This is a genomic window from Variovorax sp. Sphag1AA (assembly GCF_014192575.1).
Taxonomy (GTDB): domain Bacteria; phylum Pseudomonadota; class Gammaproteobacteria; order Burkholderiales; family Burkholderiaceae_C; genus Variovorax.
Genome location: NZ_JACHYC010000001.1, coordinates 822,200 through 838,999, shown reverse-complemented (window position 1 = coordinate 838,999; position 16,800 = coordinate 822,200). Strand labels below are relative to the sequence as shown.

Genomic DNA, 16,800 nt, shown 5'->3' with positions numbered 1-16,800 from the left:
TGCGGGCGCAATGCCCGCACCGGTGCTCGGGACTTGGGCGCGGCAAGGAGGCTGCTTACACTGAACTTCACGGTTCGGTGTCATTGCCAATCCACATCCAGGAGACGCTTGCATGGCCTATGTCGATGGATACGTCCTTCCCGTCCCCAAGAGCAGCATCGCCAAATACAAGGAACTCGCGGCGCGCGCCGCAGAGGTCTGGCGCGATCACGGTGCGCTCCAGTACCGCGAGTGCATCGCCGACGACGTGAAGTCCGGTGAAGTCACGTCCTATCCCCAGAGCGTGCTGCTGAAGGACGACGAGACGGTTGTCATCTCGTTCGTCGTCTTCAACTCGCGCGATCACCGCGACGAAGTCAACGCCAAGGTGATGAGCGACCCGCGCCTCGCCGACATGATGGATACCAAGAACCTGCCCTTCGATGCCAAGCGCATGTTCTGGGGCGGGTTCGAGGTGCTGGTCGAGGCCTGATCAGGCCGCCTTCGCGGGCACGGGCACCGGCAGCGGGCTGAGTTCCGAGAACTGGCCGTTCCAGTACGGGTAGTACGGATAGGGCGGCGTCACCGCGCTCGCGGCATCGAGCCGCGCGACCTGGTCGGTCGTGAGTTCCCAGCCGATCGCGCCAAGGTTCTGCTTGAGCTGCGCCTCGTCGCGCGCGCCGATCAGCACGCTCGCCACCGTCGGTCGGCGCAGCAGCCAGTTGAGCGCGATCTGCGGGATCGACTTGCCAGTCTCTTCGGCAATCCGGTCCATCGCGTCGATCACGCGGTAGAGCCGTTCATCCTCTACCGGCGGGCCGAAGACGGCGGTGTCGTGCAGGCGGCTGCCTTGCGGCAGCGGCTGGCCGCGGCGGATCTTGCCGGTAAGGCGGCCCCAGCCGAGCGGGCTCCAGACGATCGCGCCCACGCCCTGGTCGATGCCGAGCGGCATCAGCTCCCATTCGTAGTCACGGCCGATCAGCGAGTAGTAGGTCTGGTTGGCCACATAGCGCGCGAGGCCGCGACGCTCCGATGTCGCCAGCGACTTCATCAACTGCCAGCCCGAGAAATTCGAAGCGCCGATGTAGCGCACCTTGCCCGCGCGCACGAGGTCGTCGAGCGTGCCCAGCACGTCTTCGACCGGCGTCATTGCATCGAAGGCGTGCAGCTGCAGCAGGTCGATGTAGTCGGTGCCGAGGCGCTTCAGCGCCGCGTCGGTCGCCTTGATCAGGTGGTGGCGCGATGAGCCGACATCGTTCGGCCCGTCGCCCGAGCGCAGCGAAAGCTTCGTAGAGATGATCGCCTTGTCGCGCCGGCCTTCGAGCGCGGCCCCGAGGATCGATTCCGATGCGCCGTTCGAGTAGACGTCCGCCGAATCGAAGAGATTGACGCCGGCGTCGAGGCAGATGTCGATGATGCGCCGGGCGGCCGCCACGTCCGTGGTGCCCCACGCGCTGAAGAGCGGGCCGTTGCCACCGAAGGTGCCGGTGCCGAAACCGAGTGCTGGCACCTTGAAGCCGGAGTTGCCTAGATAGCGTTGTTCCATGGGGTTCTCCATTGATCGAGAGGAAGGGCGGATGTCAGGCGCCTGCGGTCGCGCATTCCGGCAAGGCGACGCGACGGTCGAGCGCGCGGCTCCAGAGGGCGATGCCCAGGCCGCCGAGGGTGAACAAGGCGGCGGCCCAGCCCAGGGCTTCGAGGCCCGGACCGTGGTCGATCACCATGCCGCCGGCCCATGCGCCGAGGGCGTTGCCAAGATTGAAGGCCGCAATGTTCAGGCTGGAGGCGAGGTTCTGGCCCGCGCCGGCAGCCTTCTCCAGCACGCGCATCTGCATCGGCGCGACCGTCGCGAAAGACGCAATGCCGAGCAGCAGCACGAAGATCACCGCGGTGGTCGGTGTGTGGATCAGCCATTGCATCGCGCCGAGCGCCACGGCCAGGGCGAGCAGCGTGCCGAGGAGCGCTGGCATCAGCGCACGGTCCGCGAGCCGGCCGCCCAGCAGGTTGCCGATGGCCAAGCCACCGCCGAAGACCAGCAGGATCGGCGAAACAGATGATTCCGCCACGCCGGTAACCTGCGTCAGCAGCGGCTGGATGAAGGTGAACACGAGGAACACGCCCGCAAAGCCGAGGATGGTGACCGCGAGACCGAGCAGCACCTGCGGCCGGCCGAGCACTGCGATTTCCTCGCGCAACCGAGCGGGCTGCTCATCGGCGTTGCCGCGTGGCACGAAGACTGCGAGCACGGTGAACGCGATGACGCCGATCACGGCGACGGCCCAGAAGGTCGCGCGCCAGCCGAAGTGCAAACCGAGCCAGGCGCCGGCCGGCACACCCAGCAGGGTGGCGGCGGTCAGGCCGGTGAACATGATCGAGATCGCCGAGGCGCGACGTTCCGGCGGCACGAGGCCGGTGGCCACGACGGAGCCGACGCCGAAGAACGTGCCGTGCGCCAGCGAGGTGATGACGCGTGCGGCCATCAGCATCTCGTAGTTGGCCGCGAGCGCACAGGCGATGTTGCCGATGGTGAAGATCGCCATCAGCGCGAGCAGGACGGTCTTGCGCGGCACGCGACGCGTGGCGATGGTCAGCAGCGGTGCGCCGACTGCAACGCCGACGGCGTAACCCGAGATGAGCAGGCCGGCTGTGGCGATGGTGACGTGAAGATCCGCCGAGACCTGCATCAGCAGGCCCATGATGACGAATTCGGTGGTGCCTATTCCGAAGGCACCGGCGGTGAGGGCGAGTAGGGCGATGGGCATGATGTCCCGTACTGTGCGGGCACCGGCGCTTCGTGACTAGAATGCGCGTCGGATATAGAGCTGTGAGCTGAAGTCACAAATCTCTCATCACTTTCATCGCCATGCCCCGCATCGAAGTCAACCGCTCCGGAGAAATGGAAGCCTTCGTCCAGGTGGTCGATCGCGGCAGTTTCTCGGCCGGCGCCCGCGTGCTCGGGATGACGCCCTCGGCCGTCAGCAAGCTGGTCCTGCGGCTGGAAGCGCGACTCGGCACGCAGCTGGTGCACCGTTCTACCCGCAAGTTGCAACTCACGCCCGAGGGGCGCAATTTCTACGAGCGCAGCGTGCGCGTGCTGGCCGACTTGGACGAGGCCGAGCGTTGCGCGGCGGCTGGCGCGCTGCCGCGCGGGCGGGTCAGCATCAACGCGAGCGTGTCCTTCGGACATCACGTGCTGGCGCCGCTGATTCCGCGCTTTACCCGCCAGCATCCGGAAGTGACGCTCGACATCTCATTGACTGATCGTGTGGTCGACCTGATGGAAGAGCGCGCCGACGTCGCGATCCGCTGGGGCGAACTCCCGGCGTCCGAACTGGTCGCGCGCCGCCTGGGGTCGACGCGGCAGGTCATCGTCGCCTCGCCGGACTATCTGGCGCGCTACGGCACCCCGCACACGCCGGAGGAGCTCGAAGCGCACAACCGCCTTGGCTACACCCGCCACCGGCGATCCGCCGAATGGGCGCTGCGCGTGGATGGCCGCACGATCGAGATCCCCACTGTCGGCAATGTGCGGGTGGCCGACGGCGAGACGCTGCGCGTGCTGGTGGTGGAGGGCCTCGGGCTCGCCAGACTGTCGCGCTACCACGTCCAGGGCGACATCGATGCGGGCCGCCTCGTGCCGGTGATGGAGGAATTCAACCCGGGGGATGTCGCGCCGATCCACGCGGTCTACCTCGGAAAGGCCGGGAGGCTTCCGGCGCGGGTACGGGCCCTGCTTGACTTCCTTGTCGCCAACGTCACCGACAATGGGCGACCCAGGCCATGAAAGAAATCCCCGACGCTATCGTCTGTGAAGGCTGCGACGCGATCTATCGCCGCGTGCGGCTGCGTCCGCGCGAGGTGTCACATTGCCCTCGGTGCGGGACCGAACTGGACCGGCATGCCGGCGACCAGAGCGCGCGCATCCTGCCGCTCACCATGGCGTCGCTGATCCTCTTCGCGATCGCCAACCTGTTCCCGATCGTCGAGATCGAACTGCAGGGCCTTTCGAGCCAAACCACGCTCGCGGGTGCGGTGGTCGCGCTGTCTACGGAGGGCATGTCGCCCGTCGCGCTGCTGGTGCTGGCGACGACCATCCTCTTTCCGCTGCTGCAGCTGTGCATCCTGGCCTACCTGCTGGTGCCGATGGCCTACGAGCGCCGGCCGGTCGGTTTCGGCGTGCTGGTGAAGCTGCTGCAATCGCTGCGGCCATGGGGCATGGTCGAGGTGTTCCTCCTAGGCGTGCTGGTGGCGATCATCAAGTTGAGCAGCATGGCGCAGGTCATCGCCGGGCCGGCCCTCTGGGCCTTTGGCGCGCTCACGGTGCTGCTGACCGTCGTGGTCTCCTTCAACCCGCGCGGTTTCTGGGAAATGGCTTTCGTGCCCCGTCCGGAGCAAGAGCCATGAGCGAGCCGGAAAACCTGGGGCCCGTCGAAACGGCCATGCAGCTTGGCCTCAAGAGCTGCCATCACTGCGGTTCGGTGTGGGAAGGCGCTGCGGACGGCGAGCCCTGCGCACGTTGTGCCACCAAGCTGCACAGCCGCAAGCCCGACACCTTCAACCGCACCTGGGCCTACCTGATCGCGGCGGCCATCCTCTACCTGCCGGCCAACATGCTGCCGGTGATGATCACCAAGAGCCTGTTCGGCACGCAGCAGGACACCATCCTCAGCGGCGTCATCTACTTCTGGGTTTCGGGCGCTTACGGGCTCGCTGCGCTGATCTTCATCGCGAGCTTCCTGGTGCCGCTGTTCAAGCTCACGGCGCTGACTTTGCTGACGTACCTGTCGCAACACCGCAGCGACTGGCGGCAACTCGAGCGCGCCAAGCTCTACCGCATCCTCGAAGCGATCGGCCGCTGGTCGATGCTCGACGTGTTCGTGGTGGCGCTGCTTGCCGGGCTGGTGCGCATCCATGGATTCGCAGAGATCACCGCGGGCTTCGGCATCGCCGCCTTCGGTGCGGTCGTGGTGCTGACCATGCTCGCGTCGCTGAGCTTCGACCCGCGTTCGACCTGGGACGTGCGAAACGTGCCTGCCCCCGAAGCCGGCACCGATGACGATATGAAAAGCAGTGGAGAAACCGCATGACGACACCCCCGCTGGCCGCACCGGCGGTCGCGAAACGACGCAACTGGCTGCCGTCGCTGATCTGGCTGATCCCCATCGTGGCGGCGCTGGTCGGCATCACGCTGGTCGTCAAGCTCCTGATGGAGCGCGGCCCCGAGATCGTGCTGACCTTCCGCACTGCCGAAGGGCTCGAAGCCGGCAAGACCGCAGTCAAGTACAAGGACGTGCAGATCGGCACCGTGCAGAACATCCGTCTCGCGCATGACCGATCGCATGTGCGCGTGCTGGTGCAGCTCAAGAAGGAAGCCTCGGGGTTCACCGCCAAGGACACGCACTTCTGGGTGGTGCGGCCACGGCTCGACACCTCCGGGATCTCCGGCCTCAGCACCTTGCTTTCCGGCGCCTACATCGGCGCCGATGCCGGCACGTCAGAGGAAAGCTCGGGCGAGTTCACAGGCCTCGAATCGCCGCCGATCGTCACGCGCGATGCCTCCGGCCGACAGTTCCTGCTGCGCGCGCGCGACGTGGGTTCGCTCGACATCGGCTCGCCGGTGTATTTCCGCCGCATCAAGGTGGGTCAGATCGCGGCCTTCGAGCTCGACGGCGACGGGCGCGGCGTCACGTTGCGCGTGTTCATCAACGCGCCTTACGACAAGTTCGTCGGCGTCAACACGCGCTTCTGGCATGCGAGCGGCTTCGATGTCGAACTCGGCGCGGGCGGCCTCAAGGTGCGTACGCAGTCGCTCGCGACGGTACTGCTGGGCGGTATCGCCTTCCAGTCGCCCGAGGACGTGAGCGGTCCGGTCGCGCAGGAGAACACCGCGTTTGCATTGGCCGACGACGAACCCACCGCGATGAAGGAGCCCGACGGCCCGTCGCAGACCATGTTGCTCTACTTCAACCAGTCGGTGCGGGGCCTCTCGCCCGGCGCGACGGTGGATTTCCGCGGCGTGGTGATTGGCGAAGTGAAGTCGATCGGCGTGGAATTCGACCGCAACGAGCGCGAATTCAAGATGCCGGTGGTGATCCAGATCTACCCTGATCGCCTGCGGCGCCGTTCTGCGACTCCGCCCGATCCGCGGTTCACGCAGCTTGACCGCTGGCAGTTCCTCGTCAGCAAGGGGTTGCGCGCCCAGTTGCGCACCGGCAGCCTGCTGACCGGGCAACTGTATGTCGCGGTGGACTTCTTCCCCGACGCACCGCCGGCCAAGCTCGACATCACGCGCAATCCACTGGAACTGCCAACCACGCCGAACAGCCTCGACGAACTGCAGTCGCAGATCACCGAGATCGCGCGCAAGCTCAACAAGGTGCCGTTCGACGAGATCAGCGGCGACCTGCGCAAGACCATCGGTTCGCTGAACCGGACGCTTGGCACGACCGATCAGCTCATCAAGGGCCTGAACGACAACGTCTCGCCCGAGATGACCGCCGCGATCAAGGATGTGCGCCGCACGCTCGGCGCGGCCGAGAAGACCATCGCCGACGATTCGCCGCTGCAGCAGGACCTGCGTCAGACCTTGCAGGAAGTCACTCGCGCCGCGGGCTCGCTGCGCGTGCTGACCGACTACCTCGAGCGGCATCCCGAATCCCTGCTGCGCGGCAAACCGGAGGACAAGCAGAAATGACGAAGAACAACATCCGATTCGCAGCAGCGGCGCTCGCAACGAGCTGGCTGTTGGCTGCCTGCGGCAGCGCGGGCGGACCGCAGTACTACAGCCTCGCGGACCCGAGCCCGCCGCCCGTCGCAGCGAAGGCGAGCGCTGCGCCGGCCTACATCGAGCTGGCACCGATCGCGATGCCTGAACGCTTTGCCCGGCCGCAATTCGTGGTGCGCAAGAAGGACACGCCGGAGAGCCCGGCGGTCGACATCCTCGAACAACATCGCTGGTCCTCGTCGTTCGAGGACGAATTGCGCGACGCACTCGGCAGCGGCATTGCGAGCAGGCTCGGCGCGGTCGACGTGACCAAGACCGGCCGCCAGCGCGGCCAGCCCGCCACCCGCATCGCGGTGCAACTGGGGCAATTCGATGCGATCGAGGGCAAGCGGGTCGACGCCAGCTTCACCTGGACGGTGCGTCGTACGGACGAAAGCCCGGCCACCGGCTGTCAGCTCGCGATCTCCGAGCCGGTGGGCGCGGGCTTCGATGCACTGGCGCAAGGCGCGCAGCGCGTCACCGCCAAGCTGGCCGATGCGATCGCCGGAAGCGTCTCGGCGGTGAAGGCGAACCAGGTACCCAACTGCGCGGCTTGAGCCGCTGGCGGCCGTCATGAACCCGACCGGCTTCGCGCTGTTCTCCACCGCCATCGGCGCGTGCGGGATCGCGTGGGGGCCGCGCGGACTCGTCGGCGTGCAATTGCCCGAAGCAGGAGAGGTCGCCACTCGCGCGCGGATGGCGCGGCGCTTTCCAGCGCTCGTCGAATGCGAGCCGCCGTCCGAGGTGCAGCGCGACATCGCCTCGATTCGTGCCCTGCTCGATGGCGAGCCACTGGACCTCGCGGAGATCGAGCTGGACATGGAAGGCGTCAACGACTTTCAACAGCGCGTCTACGCCATCGCACGCCGGATCCTGCCCGGCCGCACGCGCACCTACGGCGAAATCGCGGAGGAGCTCGGCGACAAGGGCCTTGCGCGCGCCGTGGGTCAGGCGCTCGGACTCAATCCCTTCGCGCCGGTCGTGCCGTGCCACCGCGTGCTCGCTGCGGGCGGCAAATGGGGCGGCTTTTCGGCGCATGGCGGTGCGACGTCGAAGCTGCGCATGCTGGCCATAGAAGGCGCGCGGCCGGACAGCGATACCGCACCGCTGTTCTGACTGCAGCGCCGCCCATGAAATTGCAAGTCATGACTTGCAAAAGTAGAGAAATTTGCCAGAATTGTCAGCTATGACTGACAAAATTCGCCTGCCTGACGAGCTTGGCCTGCAATTGGCCGCGCGACGCGAAGCCCTGGGAATGAGCAAATCCGAGCTCGCCGAAAAAGCAGGAAAAGTGCGCGAGGTCATTTATCGCCTCGAAGCTGGGGAGGACACAACGGTCTCGTCGCTCTTCGCGGTCCTTGGCGCATTGGGCTTGGCGATGCGAATCGAACCGGCCGGTCTGCCGTCGGCCGAGGACGTCGCACGCCGGTTCCAGGAAGATGACGATGCTTCCTGAAAAGCTCCGCGAGCTCTCGGTTTCCATCGGTGACGTCGAGCATGCAGGTCAATTGCTCAGGACGTCGACTTACGAATTCCGGTACGCGTCCCCAGACCCAGCGCAGCCAGCCGTGGCACTGCTAATGCCTCCGACGGACCGACTGACCTGGCAGGACGGAGACCTCTTTGCGCCCATGGACCAGAATTTGCCTGAGGGCGATTTGTTCATGAGGATCCGGGAGTTGTTTCCGAAGCAGCCGATGACGCCCATGCATCTGCTGGCGCTGGTCGGCCGCAATGGCATTGGCAGGTTGGGATACACCGTCCCCGGGCAGTCGGCTGCAGTCGCCCCCCGGCCCCTGAGCAAGGGTGAACTGCTCAAGACCCGGTATACGCCGGAGGTCTTCGACGAACTCGTCGCCGCCTACCTGAGTACCGGTGCGGGCATTGGAGGCATGCAACCCAAGATCATGGTGCCCGATCGTCCGACGGTTCCCATCCCGTCGCTCATCGTGAAGGCGGCCAGCGCGGCGTATCCGGGACTGGCCATCAATGAGTACCTGTGTCTGGCAGCAGCACGCAACGCGGGTATCGATGTACCCTCGTTCGAGCTCTCGGAAGATGGTCAGATGCTGGTGCTGGATCGTTTCGATCTGGTGGAGCGCGATGGCGGGCACATCGAGAGACTCGGGTTCGAGGACATCGCTGCGCTGGCGGGCCTGCGCGTGCGCGACATCCTGGCGGACCGAAAGTACCAGGGAAGCTACCAGCGGATCGCGGAGTTGCTGCGGCAACTGCAACTTGATAGCGCGAACCTTCACCGGTTCTTCCAGCAGGTAGCCTTTTCCGTCATGGTTCGCAACGGCGACGCGCACCTGAAGAACTTCGGGGTGCTGTACCGTTCTTCGCGCGAGGTGTGGCTCGCACCGATGTTCGATGTCGTGACGACGGCCATCTACAAGTACGCCCAGTATCCGGGTGGGCCCGTCCTCGAAGACCGGACGATGGCGCTGAAGCTCTTTGCGGGGAAGCGTGGATCCAAGGCCTATCCGACGACGGAGGAACTCCACGACTTCGGCAAGCGGATCTGTGGCGTGGCGCGACCGGAACGCGTGCTGGAGGACATCGCCGATGCGATGCACCGGACGCTCGAAGAAGCCAAGGGTGACGATCGCGTGCCGCCGGAATTTCTCGCGAAGATGGGTGCGACGTGGGAACAGGGCATGTTGCACGCGCGGTGATGGCCGACCGCTAGCACAACCCGGCGCTTTGTGCCTCGGACAGACCATCGAGACCTTGGCGACAATCTGCCGAATGACTTCTTCGCGCTTCTTCAGGATCGCGCTCGTGCTGGGCCTTTTGTCGGCCATCGGACCGTTCGCGATCGACATGTACCTTCCCGCCTTGCCCGAAATCGGCAGCAGCCTCGATGCCGCCATCGGGCCGGTGCAGATGAGCCTCACCGTGTTCTTCATCGCGCTCGGTGTCGGTCAGCTGCTCTATGGGCCGGTGTCGGACATGGTCGGGCGCAAGCCGCCGCTGTATTTCGGACTCGGGCTGTTCGCGCTCGCGAGCGTGGGTTGCGCAATGGCGACCGACATCGAGATGCTGATCGCGCTGCGCTTCGTGCAGGGCCTCGGTGCCGCGGCTGGCATGGCGATTCCGCGCGCCGTGGTGCGTGACCTGCACACCGGCAATGACGCCGCGCGACTCATGTCGCTGCTGATGCTGGTGTTCAGCGTGTCGCCGATCCTTGCGCCGCTGGCGGGTAGCGCGGTCATCGCATTCACCGGATGGCGCGGCGTGTTCTGGGCGGTGACGGTTGCGGCGGTGATCGGTCTTGCGACCATCGCGTCGGTTCTCAAGGAAACGCGCCCGGCTGAAGACCGCGTTGAAAGCAGCCTGGGCAGCGCGCTGCGGGCCTACGGCGTCCTGCTGCGCGACACCCACTACCTCGGGCTGGTTTTCATCGGCGCGTTCGCGATGGCGGGCTTCTTTACCTACCTCGCCAACTCGTCCTTCGTGATGATCGACCACTACGGCCTCTCGCCCACGATGTACAGCGTGGCCTTCGGCGTCAACGCTGCCGCCTTCTTCGGCGCGGCGCAGCTCAACGGCATGCTGTGCCAGCGCTTCGGCATCGTTCGTGTGGTCAAGTCCAGCGTGACCGCCTGCGGCCTGGTGATGACGGCGATGTTCCTCTACTACCTGAGCGGCGGCGACCAACTCGCGGTGCTGATCGTGCTGTACTTCATCGCGAGCGCGTTGATGGGCTTCGTGATCCCGACCACCTCGGTGCTCGCCCTCGAGCAGCACGGCGCGATTGCAGGGACCGCTTCGGCGCTCCTCGGCACGATGCAGATGCTCACCGGTGCGGTGGTCATGACGGTGGTGGGCTTCTTCACCGACGGACGGCCGCTGCCGATGGTCGCCGGCATGGCGGGCGGCGCGCTGATCGCGGTAGCGCTCGCGTGGATCACCCTCGGCGGCCGCCGCTCGACCAGCTACGCGGCGGGGTAAGCGATGTCGGCCACAACAGCGTCCACATCCGTCCCTGCACGCGATGGCCTTCCGTCGCCGCAGCGCGCGCACGCGATGCTGGTCATCATCCTCGGGCTTGCCGTGTCGGTGCTCGACGGCACCATCGTCAACCTCGCGTTGCCCGGTATCGCGCGCGAACTCAATTCCGATGCCTCGCATGCGATCTGGGTGGTCAACGCCTACCAGATCGCGACGCTGGTCATGCTGCTGCCGCTGGCGTCGCTCGGCGACCTGGTCGGCTACCGGCGCGTGTACCTCATTGGCATGGTGCTCTTCACGGCGTCTTCGCTCGTGGCGACTTTCGCGCACTCGCTCGGCATGTTGATCGCGGCGCGCGCGTTGCAGGGGTTGGGCGCAGCGGGCCTCATGAGCGTCAACTCGGCGCTGGTGCGGCTCACCTATCCGCGCGCGCAGCTGGGGCGCGGCATGGCGATCAATTCGATGGTGGTGGCGACCGCGTCGGTGGCCGGGCCTTCGGTCGCAGCGGCGATCCTGTCGGTCGCTTCATGGCCGTGGCTCTTCGCACTCAATGTGCCGCTCGGGATTCTGGTGCTGGTACTCGGTGCGAAGTCGCTGCCCGTGAACGAGCCGGCGGCGCATTCGGGCCGGCGCTTCTCCGGCGTCGACGTGCTGCTCAACGTGCTGATGTTCGCGCTCATCTTCATTGGCGCCGACCGGCTCGGCGTGCGCGGAGATCCGGGGCAGGGCACCGGCGTCGGAGCGTGGGTGATCCTGCTGGCCGGGGTGGCGGTCGGCTTCATCTACCTGCGGCGGCAGTTGTCGCTCGAGGTGCCGCTGTTCCCGGTCGATCTGCTGCGCATTCCGGTGTTCGCGTTGTCGATGGGCACGTCGGTCGGTGCGTTCTGCGCGCAGATGCTGTCGTTCATCGCGCTGCCGTTCCTGCTGCTCGAGGCTTACGGCCGTTCGCACTTCGAGGCCGGCCTTCTGATCACCGCATGGCCGCTGGCGATCGTCTTCATGGCGCCGATCGCGGGACGCCTGATCGGCAAGTATCCCGACGGCCTGCTGGGCGGCATCGGCCTTGCGTTGCTGGCGACCGGGCTTGCGCTGCTGGCGACGCTGCCCACGCATCCGAGCAATGCCGACATCGTCTGGCGCATGGTGCTTTGCGGACTGGGCTTCGGTCTGTTCCAGTCGCCGAACAACCACACCATCGTGACCTCGCCGCCGCCGCATCGCAGCGGCGCGGCGAGCGGCATGCTGGGCACTGCGCGCCTCACGGGCCAGACGCTGGGGGCGGTGATCCTGGCCGGCATCTTCAGCTTCTGGCCGCCGCACGACGGCAAAGGGCAGGTGATCGCGCTGTCCATCGCTGCCTGCTGCGCAGCCGTCGCGGCGGTCTTCAGCACGCTGCGCACACGGCAGCCGGCGCCGCGTCACGCCTGACCGCTACTTGCCCGGGATCACTTCAGCGATCCGATCGGCCATGTAGGGGAAGAACGGGTTCGACGACAGCCGCGACAGCGAATCAAGACTGATGATCAGCGCGCCCCGTTCGCCTCGCATCGCAAGCGAGCCGAGATTGACGCCGAACTCGTCGGTGTTGTCCGGCCGCATGCCATAGAGCGAATCGTTCATCGGGAAGGGCAGCGCGAGGTGCGAGAGCGAGAACACCTCCAGCGGAAACTCCAGATCCAGCGCACGGGTCTGCTCGGTGGTCGCGCCGGCTTCGGTCACGCGTTCCACCACCTGCCGGCTGTCAGGCCCGGTGTTCGTGATGATGGTCGAGCGGAAGTTTCTCGGCGCCGGCGTCAGGATGCGGTCCATCCGAAGGTCGCTGCTCGAACGCAGCAGCGGTCCGAACTTGACGCTGCGGTTCAGGTCGAAGAGCACCAGCTCGCTGCCGTTCGCCGGCAGGCGCGCATAGAGCCCGGTCACGATCGCGCGCGTGCTCACCGTGAAATCGATGAGCGATTGGAAGGTGAGGATCGGCGGCAGCCTCGTGAGGTTGCCCGCGCTTTCCTCGCGCGCGATGTGGGCGCGCAGATCGCGGGTGAGCAGCGAGGACTGCCGCGCGCCATTCACCGGGAACGAGTTGTACTTGAACGGGTTGAACTCCGGCACGATGCCCAGCCATGCCGCCTTCGCGAAAGCCGGGAAGATCGCCGGCCAGCCGAACACGCCGGCGAAGCGCGACAGCTCGGTGATGCCGATCATCGGCGCGATCAGGATCACGCGATCGGGCCGCGCGAGGTTCTTGTCGTCGAGACCGTCGAGCGCGAACTTCATCGCAAGTGCGCCGCCGTTCGAAAAGCCCACCACATGCAGCGGCAGCGGCGCGGCCACACGCCGGCGCGCTTCGCGTACCGCGAGGCGCGTGGCCTCCGACCAGTCTTCCCAATCGACCTTCGTGAGCCCCGAGGGCACGGTGCCGTGCCCGGGCATGCGGATCGCGACGACGACGAAGCCGCGATCGCGGTAGAGGCGCGCGACGTGGCGCAGGCTGTAGGGTGAATCGGTCAGTCCGTGCAGCAGCACGACGGCGCCGCGCGGCGCGCCATCAGGCTCGAGGATGTACGAGCGGTTCCAGTCCTGCGCGAACCCCCCCGGGTAGACCACGCTGTCCTTGAAATACCGGTTGCTCGGAACCTGAGCCTCGGGCGGCAGCTTCTCGGTGACATTCGTGCGCACTTCATCGAAGGCCCTGTTCTCGGCGGCGATGTAGGCGGCCCAGTCGGCCTTGCTCAGTTCGTCGCGCGTGAGTTCGTGCGGGACGAAGGTGTGCCAGAGCTCCAGCGGTGGCCCGCGCTGCACGTCGTAGGTGCGCAGCGCGATGGCCGTGACCAGCACGATGACCAGTACCAAGGCCGTCCACTTCAGGAACTTCAACAACCGGGAAACCATTGCAGCCCTCTCGTGCTTGCGCGGCATCGTGCCGTCGCCGGCGGGCAATCTAGCACGAGGGGTACGGTTGCATGCGCCCATTCGATCGCCTTGCACGGCGGGCGCGGCTTCCCTTCATACTGGCGGGCCTTTCGACTGCATCGCGGAGGGCCCCTCATGAGTCAGATCGGCAAGCCACCCGGCGACGACGCGCTGATCCGCCACGGCTGCGAGACGGTCGACTGCGCACCGGCGCAGCGGCCCTGGGTGCTGGCCGCCGCGATCATCGGCTCCAGCATGGCCTTCATCGACGGCACGGTGGTGAACGTCGCACTGCCGGCGATCCAGGCAGACCTGCATGCGACTGCCTTCCAGGCGCAATGGGTGGTGGAGTCCTATGCGCTATTCCTCGCTGCGTTGCTGCTCGTCGGCGGCGCGCTCGGGGATCGCTTCGGCCGGAGAAGGGTCTTTGCCACGGGCGTCACGCTCTTCGCCATTGCCTCCGTCGCATGTGCACTGTCGGGCGACGTGCAGCAACTCATCCTTGCGCGGGCCGTGCAGGGCGTGGGTGGCGCCATGCTGGTGCCGGGCAGCCTCGCACTGATCAGCGCCTCGTTTCCCGAGAAAGAGCGGGGACGCGCCATCGGCACATGGTCGGGCTTCAGCGGCATCACCGCGGCGATCGGGCCGGTGCTAGGCGGATTCCTCGTCGATCGCTATTCGTGGACCTGGGCTTTCATGATCAACGTGCCGATGGCAGTCGCCGTGCTGCTGATCGTGTGGCGGCATGTCCCGGAAAGCCGCGGCGGCGAAGCGGCAGCCGGCCTCGATGTGTGGGGCGCGGCACTCGCGACGCTGGCGCTGGGCGGCGTCGTGTATGCCTTCATCGAGGCACCGACACAGGGATGGCATTCGCCCACCGTGCTGGCCGCGCTGGTGGTGGGCATCGTCGCCGGCATCGCGTTCGTCGCCGTCGAGCTGCGCGTGCGTTCGCCGATGCTGCCGCTTTCATTGATGCGCATCGGCAACTTCGGCGGGGCGAACCTGTTGACGCTGCTGCTCTATGCCGCGCTGGGTGGCGGGCTCTATTTCTTTCCGCTCAATCTTATTCAGGTGCAGGGCTACTCGGCCACGGCGGCCGGTGCGGCGCTGCTGCCTTTCATCCTGATCATGTTCGCGCTGTCGGGGTGGGCGGGGCAACTCGTGGATCGATTCGGTCCGCGCTGGCCACTGGTCATCGGGCCGAGCATCGCTGCGGTGGGGTTCGCGCTGTTCACGGTGCCGGGCGTGGGGGTCAACTACTGGACGGCGTTCTTTCCTGCTGTGGTGGTGCTGGGTTTCGGCATGACCGTGACCGTGGCGCCGCTGACGACGACGGTGATGAACGCCGTCGGGCCGGATCTGGCGGGCGTCGCCTCGGGCGTCAACAACGCGGTGTCGCGCGCGGCCTCGGTGCTCGCGATCGCTGTGTTCGGCGTCGTGATGGCGTGGGCGTTCGGCGGGCAGTTGGGGGAAGGGTTGCGCGACGCAGGTGTTTCCGCCGAGGCCGCCGCGTTTCTCGAATCGCAGAAGAGCCAGCTTGCCGGCGCGCCGCTTCCGCCGGGTGTCGACGAAGCGACGGCCAAGGCGCTTCGCTTCGCGGTGAATGCGGCGTTCGTCTCGGGCTTTCGGTGGGTGATGGCGATCTGTGCGGCGCTTGCGCTCCTGAGTGCGCTGAGCGCGTGGTTCTTCATCGGCCGCCAGCCGGCTACACTCCCGGCCCCATTTTCTGATCGGAGACCCAAGAGCCCATGAAGAAGAATGAGAGCAAGAAACCCTCGTGGATGCCTGCCGCCCTGGACTATGTGCCCAAGTGGCTCGACTTCCAGGTCGAGCGTTACCGACAACCCGGCTGTGCCGTCGCCATCGTCCACGACGGCAAGCTGATCGGCGAATTCGGTATCGGCGTCGCGGACATGCGGACCGGCAAGCCGATGACACCCAGGCACCGCTTCCGCATCGCGTCGCACTCCAAGACCTTCACCGCCAGCGGCGTGATGCTGCTTCGAGAGCAAGGCAAGTTCGGGCTCGACGATCCGATCGGCCGGTATGTCGGCGGGCTGCACAAGGATCTCGCGAAGGCCCGCATCGGCGAACTGCTCTCGCATGGCGCGGGCGTGGTGCGCGACGGTGCGGACGCAGGGCAGTTCCTTGATCGCCGGCCTTACCTCTCGCGCGCCGAGCTTCTCGAAGAGCTCGCGAAGAAGCAGCCGATGGAGCCGGGTGTCCAACTGAAGTATTCGAATCACGGCTACGGCCTGCTCGGCATGCTGATCGAGGAGATCACCGGCACGGCGTACACGGACTGGATCACGCGCAACGTGATCGACGCCGCCGGCCTGAAAGAAACCGTGCCCGACATGCCGCAGTTGCCGAAGTCCGCGCCGATGGCTTCGGGCCACACCACCGAGTTTCCGTTCGGCCAACGGCTGATCGTGCCGGGTGACAACGCATGCAACGCGATCGCGCCCGCAGGTGGCTTCGTTTCCACCGCGTCGGATGTGGCGCGCTTTTTTGCCCAGCTCGCGCCCGACAGCAAGCAGAGCATTCTTTCGCCGGCGAGCCGCCGCGAGATGATGCACCGCCGCTGGCTCGACGAGTGCAACACGATGGACTTCCACTACGGCTACGGCACGATGATGAACGGTCGGGGGCCGAAGGAGTGGTTCGGCCACACAGGCAGCCTGCAAGGCTTCATCTCGCGCACGGCGCGTTTCCCGGCGACGGGCTTCACCATCACCGTTCTCACCAATGCAATCGACGGCCTGGCGTTCCCGTGGGTCGATGGCGTGGCGAGCATCCTTTCCGCGTTCGGCAGCCACGGTGCACCGGCGAAGGGGCTCCAGGAGTGGAACGGCCGCTGGTGGTCGATGTGGGGCACGACCGATCTGGTCGCAATGGGCAAGGTGGTCTGCCAGATCGCGCCGGCGATGCTGACGCCGTTCGATCACGCCACGACCGAATTCACGATCACCGGCAAGGACGACGGGACCATCCGCAAGACGTCGGCCTTCAACAGCCCCGGGCAGACGATCCGCCGTGTGCGTGACCGCAAGGGGAGGGCGACCGAACTCTGGGTTGGCGGCACCAAGCTGCTGCCCAAGGAAGCGATGGTGGCCGAGGTCACCGGGCGCTACCGCAAGAGCGGCAAGACGAGACCGTAACGCCCGCATACTCCCTTCGCGTTAGCGCGCATG

16 protein-coding genes are annotated in these 16,800 nt (G+C 66.4%); 13 read left to right on the top strand and 3 right to left on the bottom strand.

Annotation, left to right across the window (positions count from 1 at the left end):
• Nucleotides 1–112: 112 nt before the first annotated feature.
• On the top strand, nucleotides 113–472 hold the full coding sequence (locus FHW64_RS04135) for a DUF1428 domain-containing protein (protein ID WP_184523315.1): 360 nt from the start codon (nucleotides 113–115) through the stop codon (nucleotides 470–472).
• Here the strand turns inward: FHW64_RS04135 and FHW64_RS04130 are convergent, their stop codons facing one another.
• Nucleotides 473–1,525, bottom strand: coding sequence for an aldo/keto reductase (locus tag FHW64_RS04130; protein WP_184523313.1), 1,053 nt, complete (start codon nucleotides 1,523–1,525; stop codon nucleotides 473–475).
• A gap of 34 nt (nucleotides 1,526–1,559) precedes the next feature.
• Nucleotides 1,560–2,741, bottom strand: coding sequence for an MFS transporter (locus FHW64_RS04125; protein ID WP_184523311.1), 1,182 nt, complete (start codon nucleotides 2,739–2,741; stop codon nucleotides 1,560–1,562).
• A 101-nt stretch (nucleotides 2,742–2,842) separates the two neighbouring features.
• On the opposite strand from FHW64_RS04125, the gene FHW64_RS04120 reads away from it, so the two are divergent.
• The 10 genes from FHW64_RS04120 (at nucleotide 2,843) to FHW64_RS04075 (ending at nucleotide 12,127) form a co-directional block, all read left to right on the top strand.
• On the top strand, nucleotides 2,843–3,763 hold the full coding sequence (locus FHW64_RS04120) for a LysR family transcriptional regulator (RefSeq protein ID WP_184523309.1): 921 nt from the start codon (nucleotides 2,843–2,845) through the stop codon (nucleotides 3,761–3,763).
• Nucleotides 3,760–4,383 carry a paraquat-inducible protein A gene (locus FHW64_RS04115; RefSeq protein ID WP_184523307.1) on the top strand — a complete coding sequence of 208 codons (624 nt, stop codon included), beginning with the start codon at nucleotides 3,760–3,762 and terminating at the stop codon, nucleotides 4,381–4,383. Before FHW64_RS04120 ends, FHW64_RS04115 begins: the two co-directional genes overlap by 4 nt.
• A complete protein-coding gene (locus tag FHW64_RS04110; protein WP_184523305.1) occupies nucleotides 4,380–5,066 on the top strand; it encodes a paraquat-inducible protein A in 687 nt (228 codons plus the stop codon). The genes FHW64_RS04115 and FHW64_RS04110 overlap by 4 nt, the downstream gene beginning before the upstream one ends.
• Nucleotides 5,063–6,673 (top strand): intermembrane transport protein PqiB, encoded by a 1,611-nt coding sequence (locus tag FHW64_RS04105; RefSeq protein WP_184523303.1) that lies wholly within the window; start codon nucleotides 5,063–5,065, stop codon nucleotides 6,671–6,673. The genes FHW64_RS04110 and FHW64_RS04105 overlap by 4 nt, the downstream gene beginning before the upstream one ends.
• Entirely contained in the window at nucleotides 6,670–7,299 is a 630-nt protein-coding gene (locus FHW64_RS04100; RefSeq protein WP_184523301.1) for a membrane integrity-associated transporter subunit PqiC, read from the top strand. Before FHW64_RS04105 ends, FHW64_RS04100 begins: the two co-directional genes overlap by 4 nt.
• Before the next feature lie 16 nt (nucleotides 7,300–7,315).
• A complete protein-coding gene (locus tag FHW64_RS04095; RefSeq protein WP_184523299.1) occupies nucleotides 7,316–7,858 on the top strand; it encodes a methylated-DNA--[protein]-cysteine S-methyltransferase in 543 nt (180 codons plus the stop codon).
• 70 nt (nucleotides 7,859–7,928) lie between these two features.
• Nucleotides 7,929–8,198 carry a helix-turn-helix domain-containing protein gene (locus FHW64_RS04090; RefSeq protein WP_184524245.1) on the top strand — a complete coding sequence of 90 codons (270 nt, stop codon included), beginning with the start codon at nucleotides 7,929–7,931 and terminating at the stop codon, nucleotides 8,196–8,198.
• Complete coding sequence (locus FHW64_RS04085) at nucleotides 8,182–9,420, top strand: type II toxin-antitoxin system HipA family toxin (protein WP_311733252.1); 1,239 nt, start codon at nucleotides 8,182–8,184, stop codon at nucleotides 9,418–9,420. Before FHW64_RS04090 ends, FHW64_RS04085 begins: the two co-directional genes overlap by 17 nt.
• 73 nt (nucleotides 9,421–9,493) lie before the next feature.
• Nucleotides 9,494–10,699, top strand: a complete 1,206-nt coding sequence (locus tag FHW64_RS04080; RefSeq protein ID WP_184523296.1) for a multidrug effflux MFS transporter — start codon at nucleotides 9,494–9,496, stop codon at nucleotides 10,697–10,699.
• Between the two features lie 3 nt (nucleotides 10,700–10,702).
• Nucleotides 10,703–12,127: an MFS transporter gene (locus tag FHW64_RS04075; RefSeq protein WP_184523294.1), complete on the top strand. Its 1,425-nt coding sequence runs from the start codon at nucleotides 10,703–10,705 to the stop codon at nucleotides 12,125–12,127.
• Between the two features lie 3 nt (nucleotides 12,128–12,130).
• Here FHW64_RS04075 and FHW64_RS04070 read toward each other — a convergent pair whose 3' ends face one another.
• A complete protein-coding gene (locus FHW64_RS04070; protein WP_184523292.1) occupies nucleotides 12,131–13,585 on the bottom strand; it encodes a carboxylesterase in 1,455 nt (484 codons plus the stop codon).
• 156 nt (nucleotides 13,586–13,741) lie between these two features.
• On the opposite strand from FHW64_RS04070, the gene FHW64_RS04065 reads away from it, so the two are divergent.
• Nucleotides 13,742–15,358 (top strand): MFS transporter, encoded by a 1,617-nt coding sequence (locus tag FHW64_RS04065; RefSeq protein WP_184523290.1) that lies wholly within the window; start codon nucleotides 13,742–13,744, stop codon nucleotides 15,356–15,358.
• Complete coding sequence (locus tag FHW64_RS04060) at nucleotides 15,355–16,767, top strand: serine hydrolase (protein WP_184523288.1); 1,413 nt, start codon at nucleotides 15,355–15,357, stop codon at nucleotides 16,765–16,767. Before FHW64_RS04065 ends, FHW64_RS04060 begins: the two co-directional genes overlap by 4 nt.
• Nucleotides 16,768–16,800: the final 33 nt, after the last annotated feature.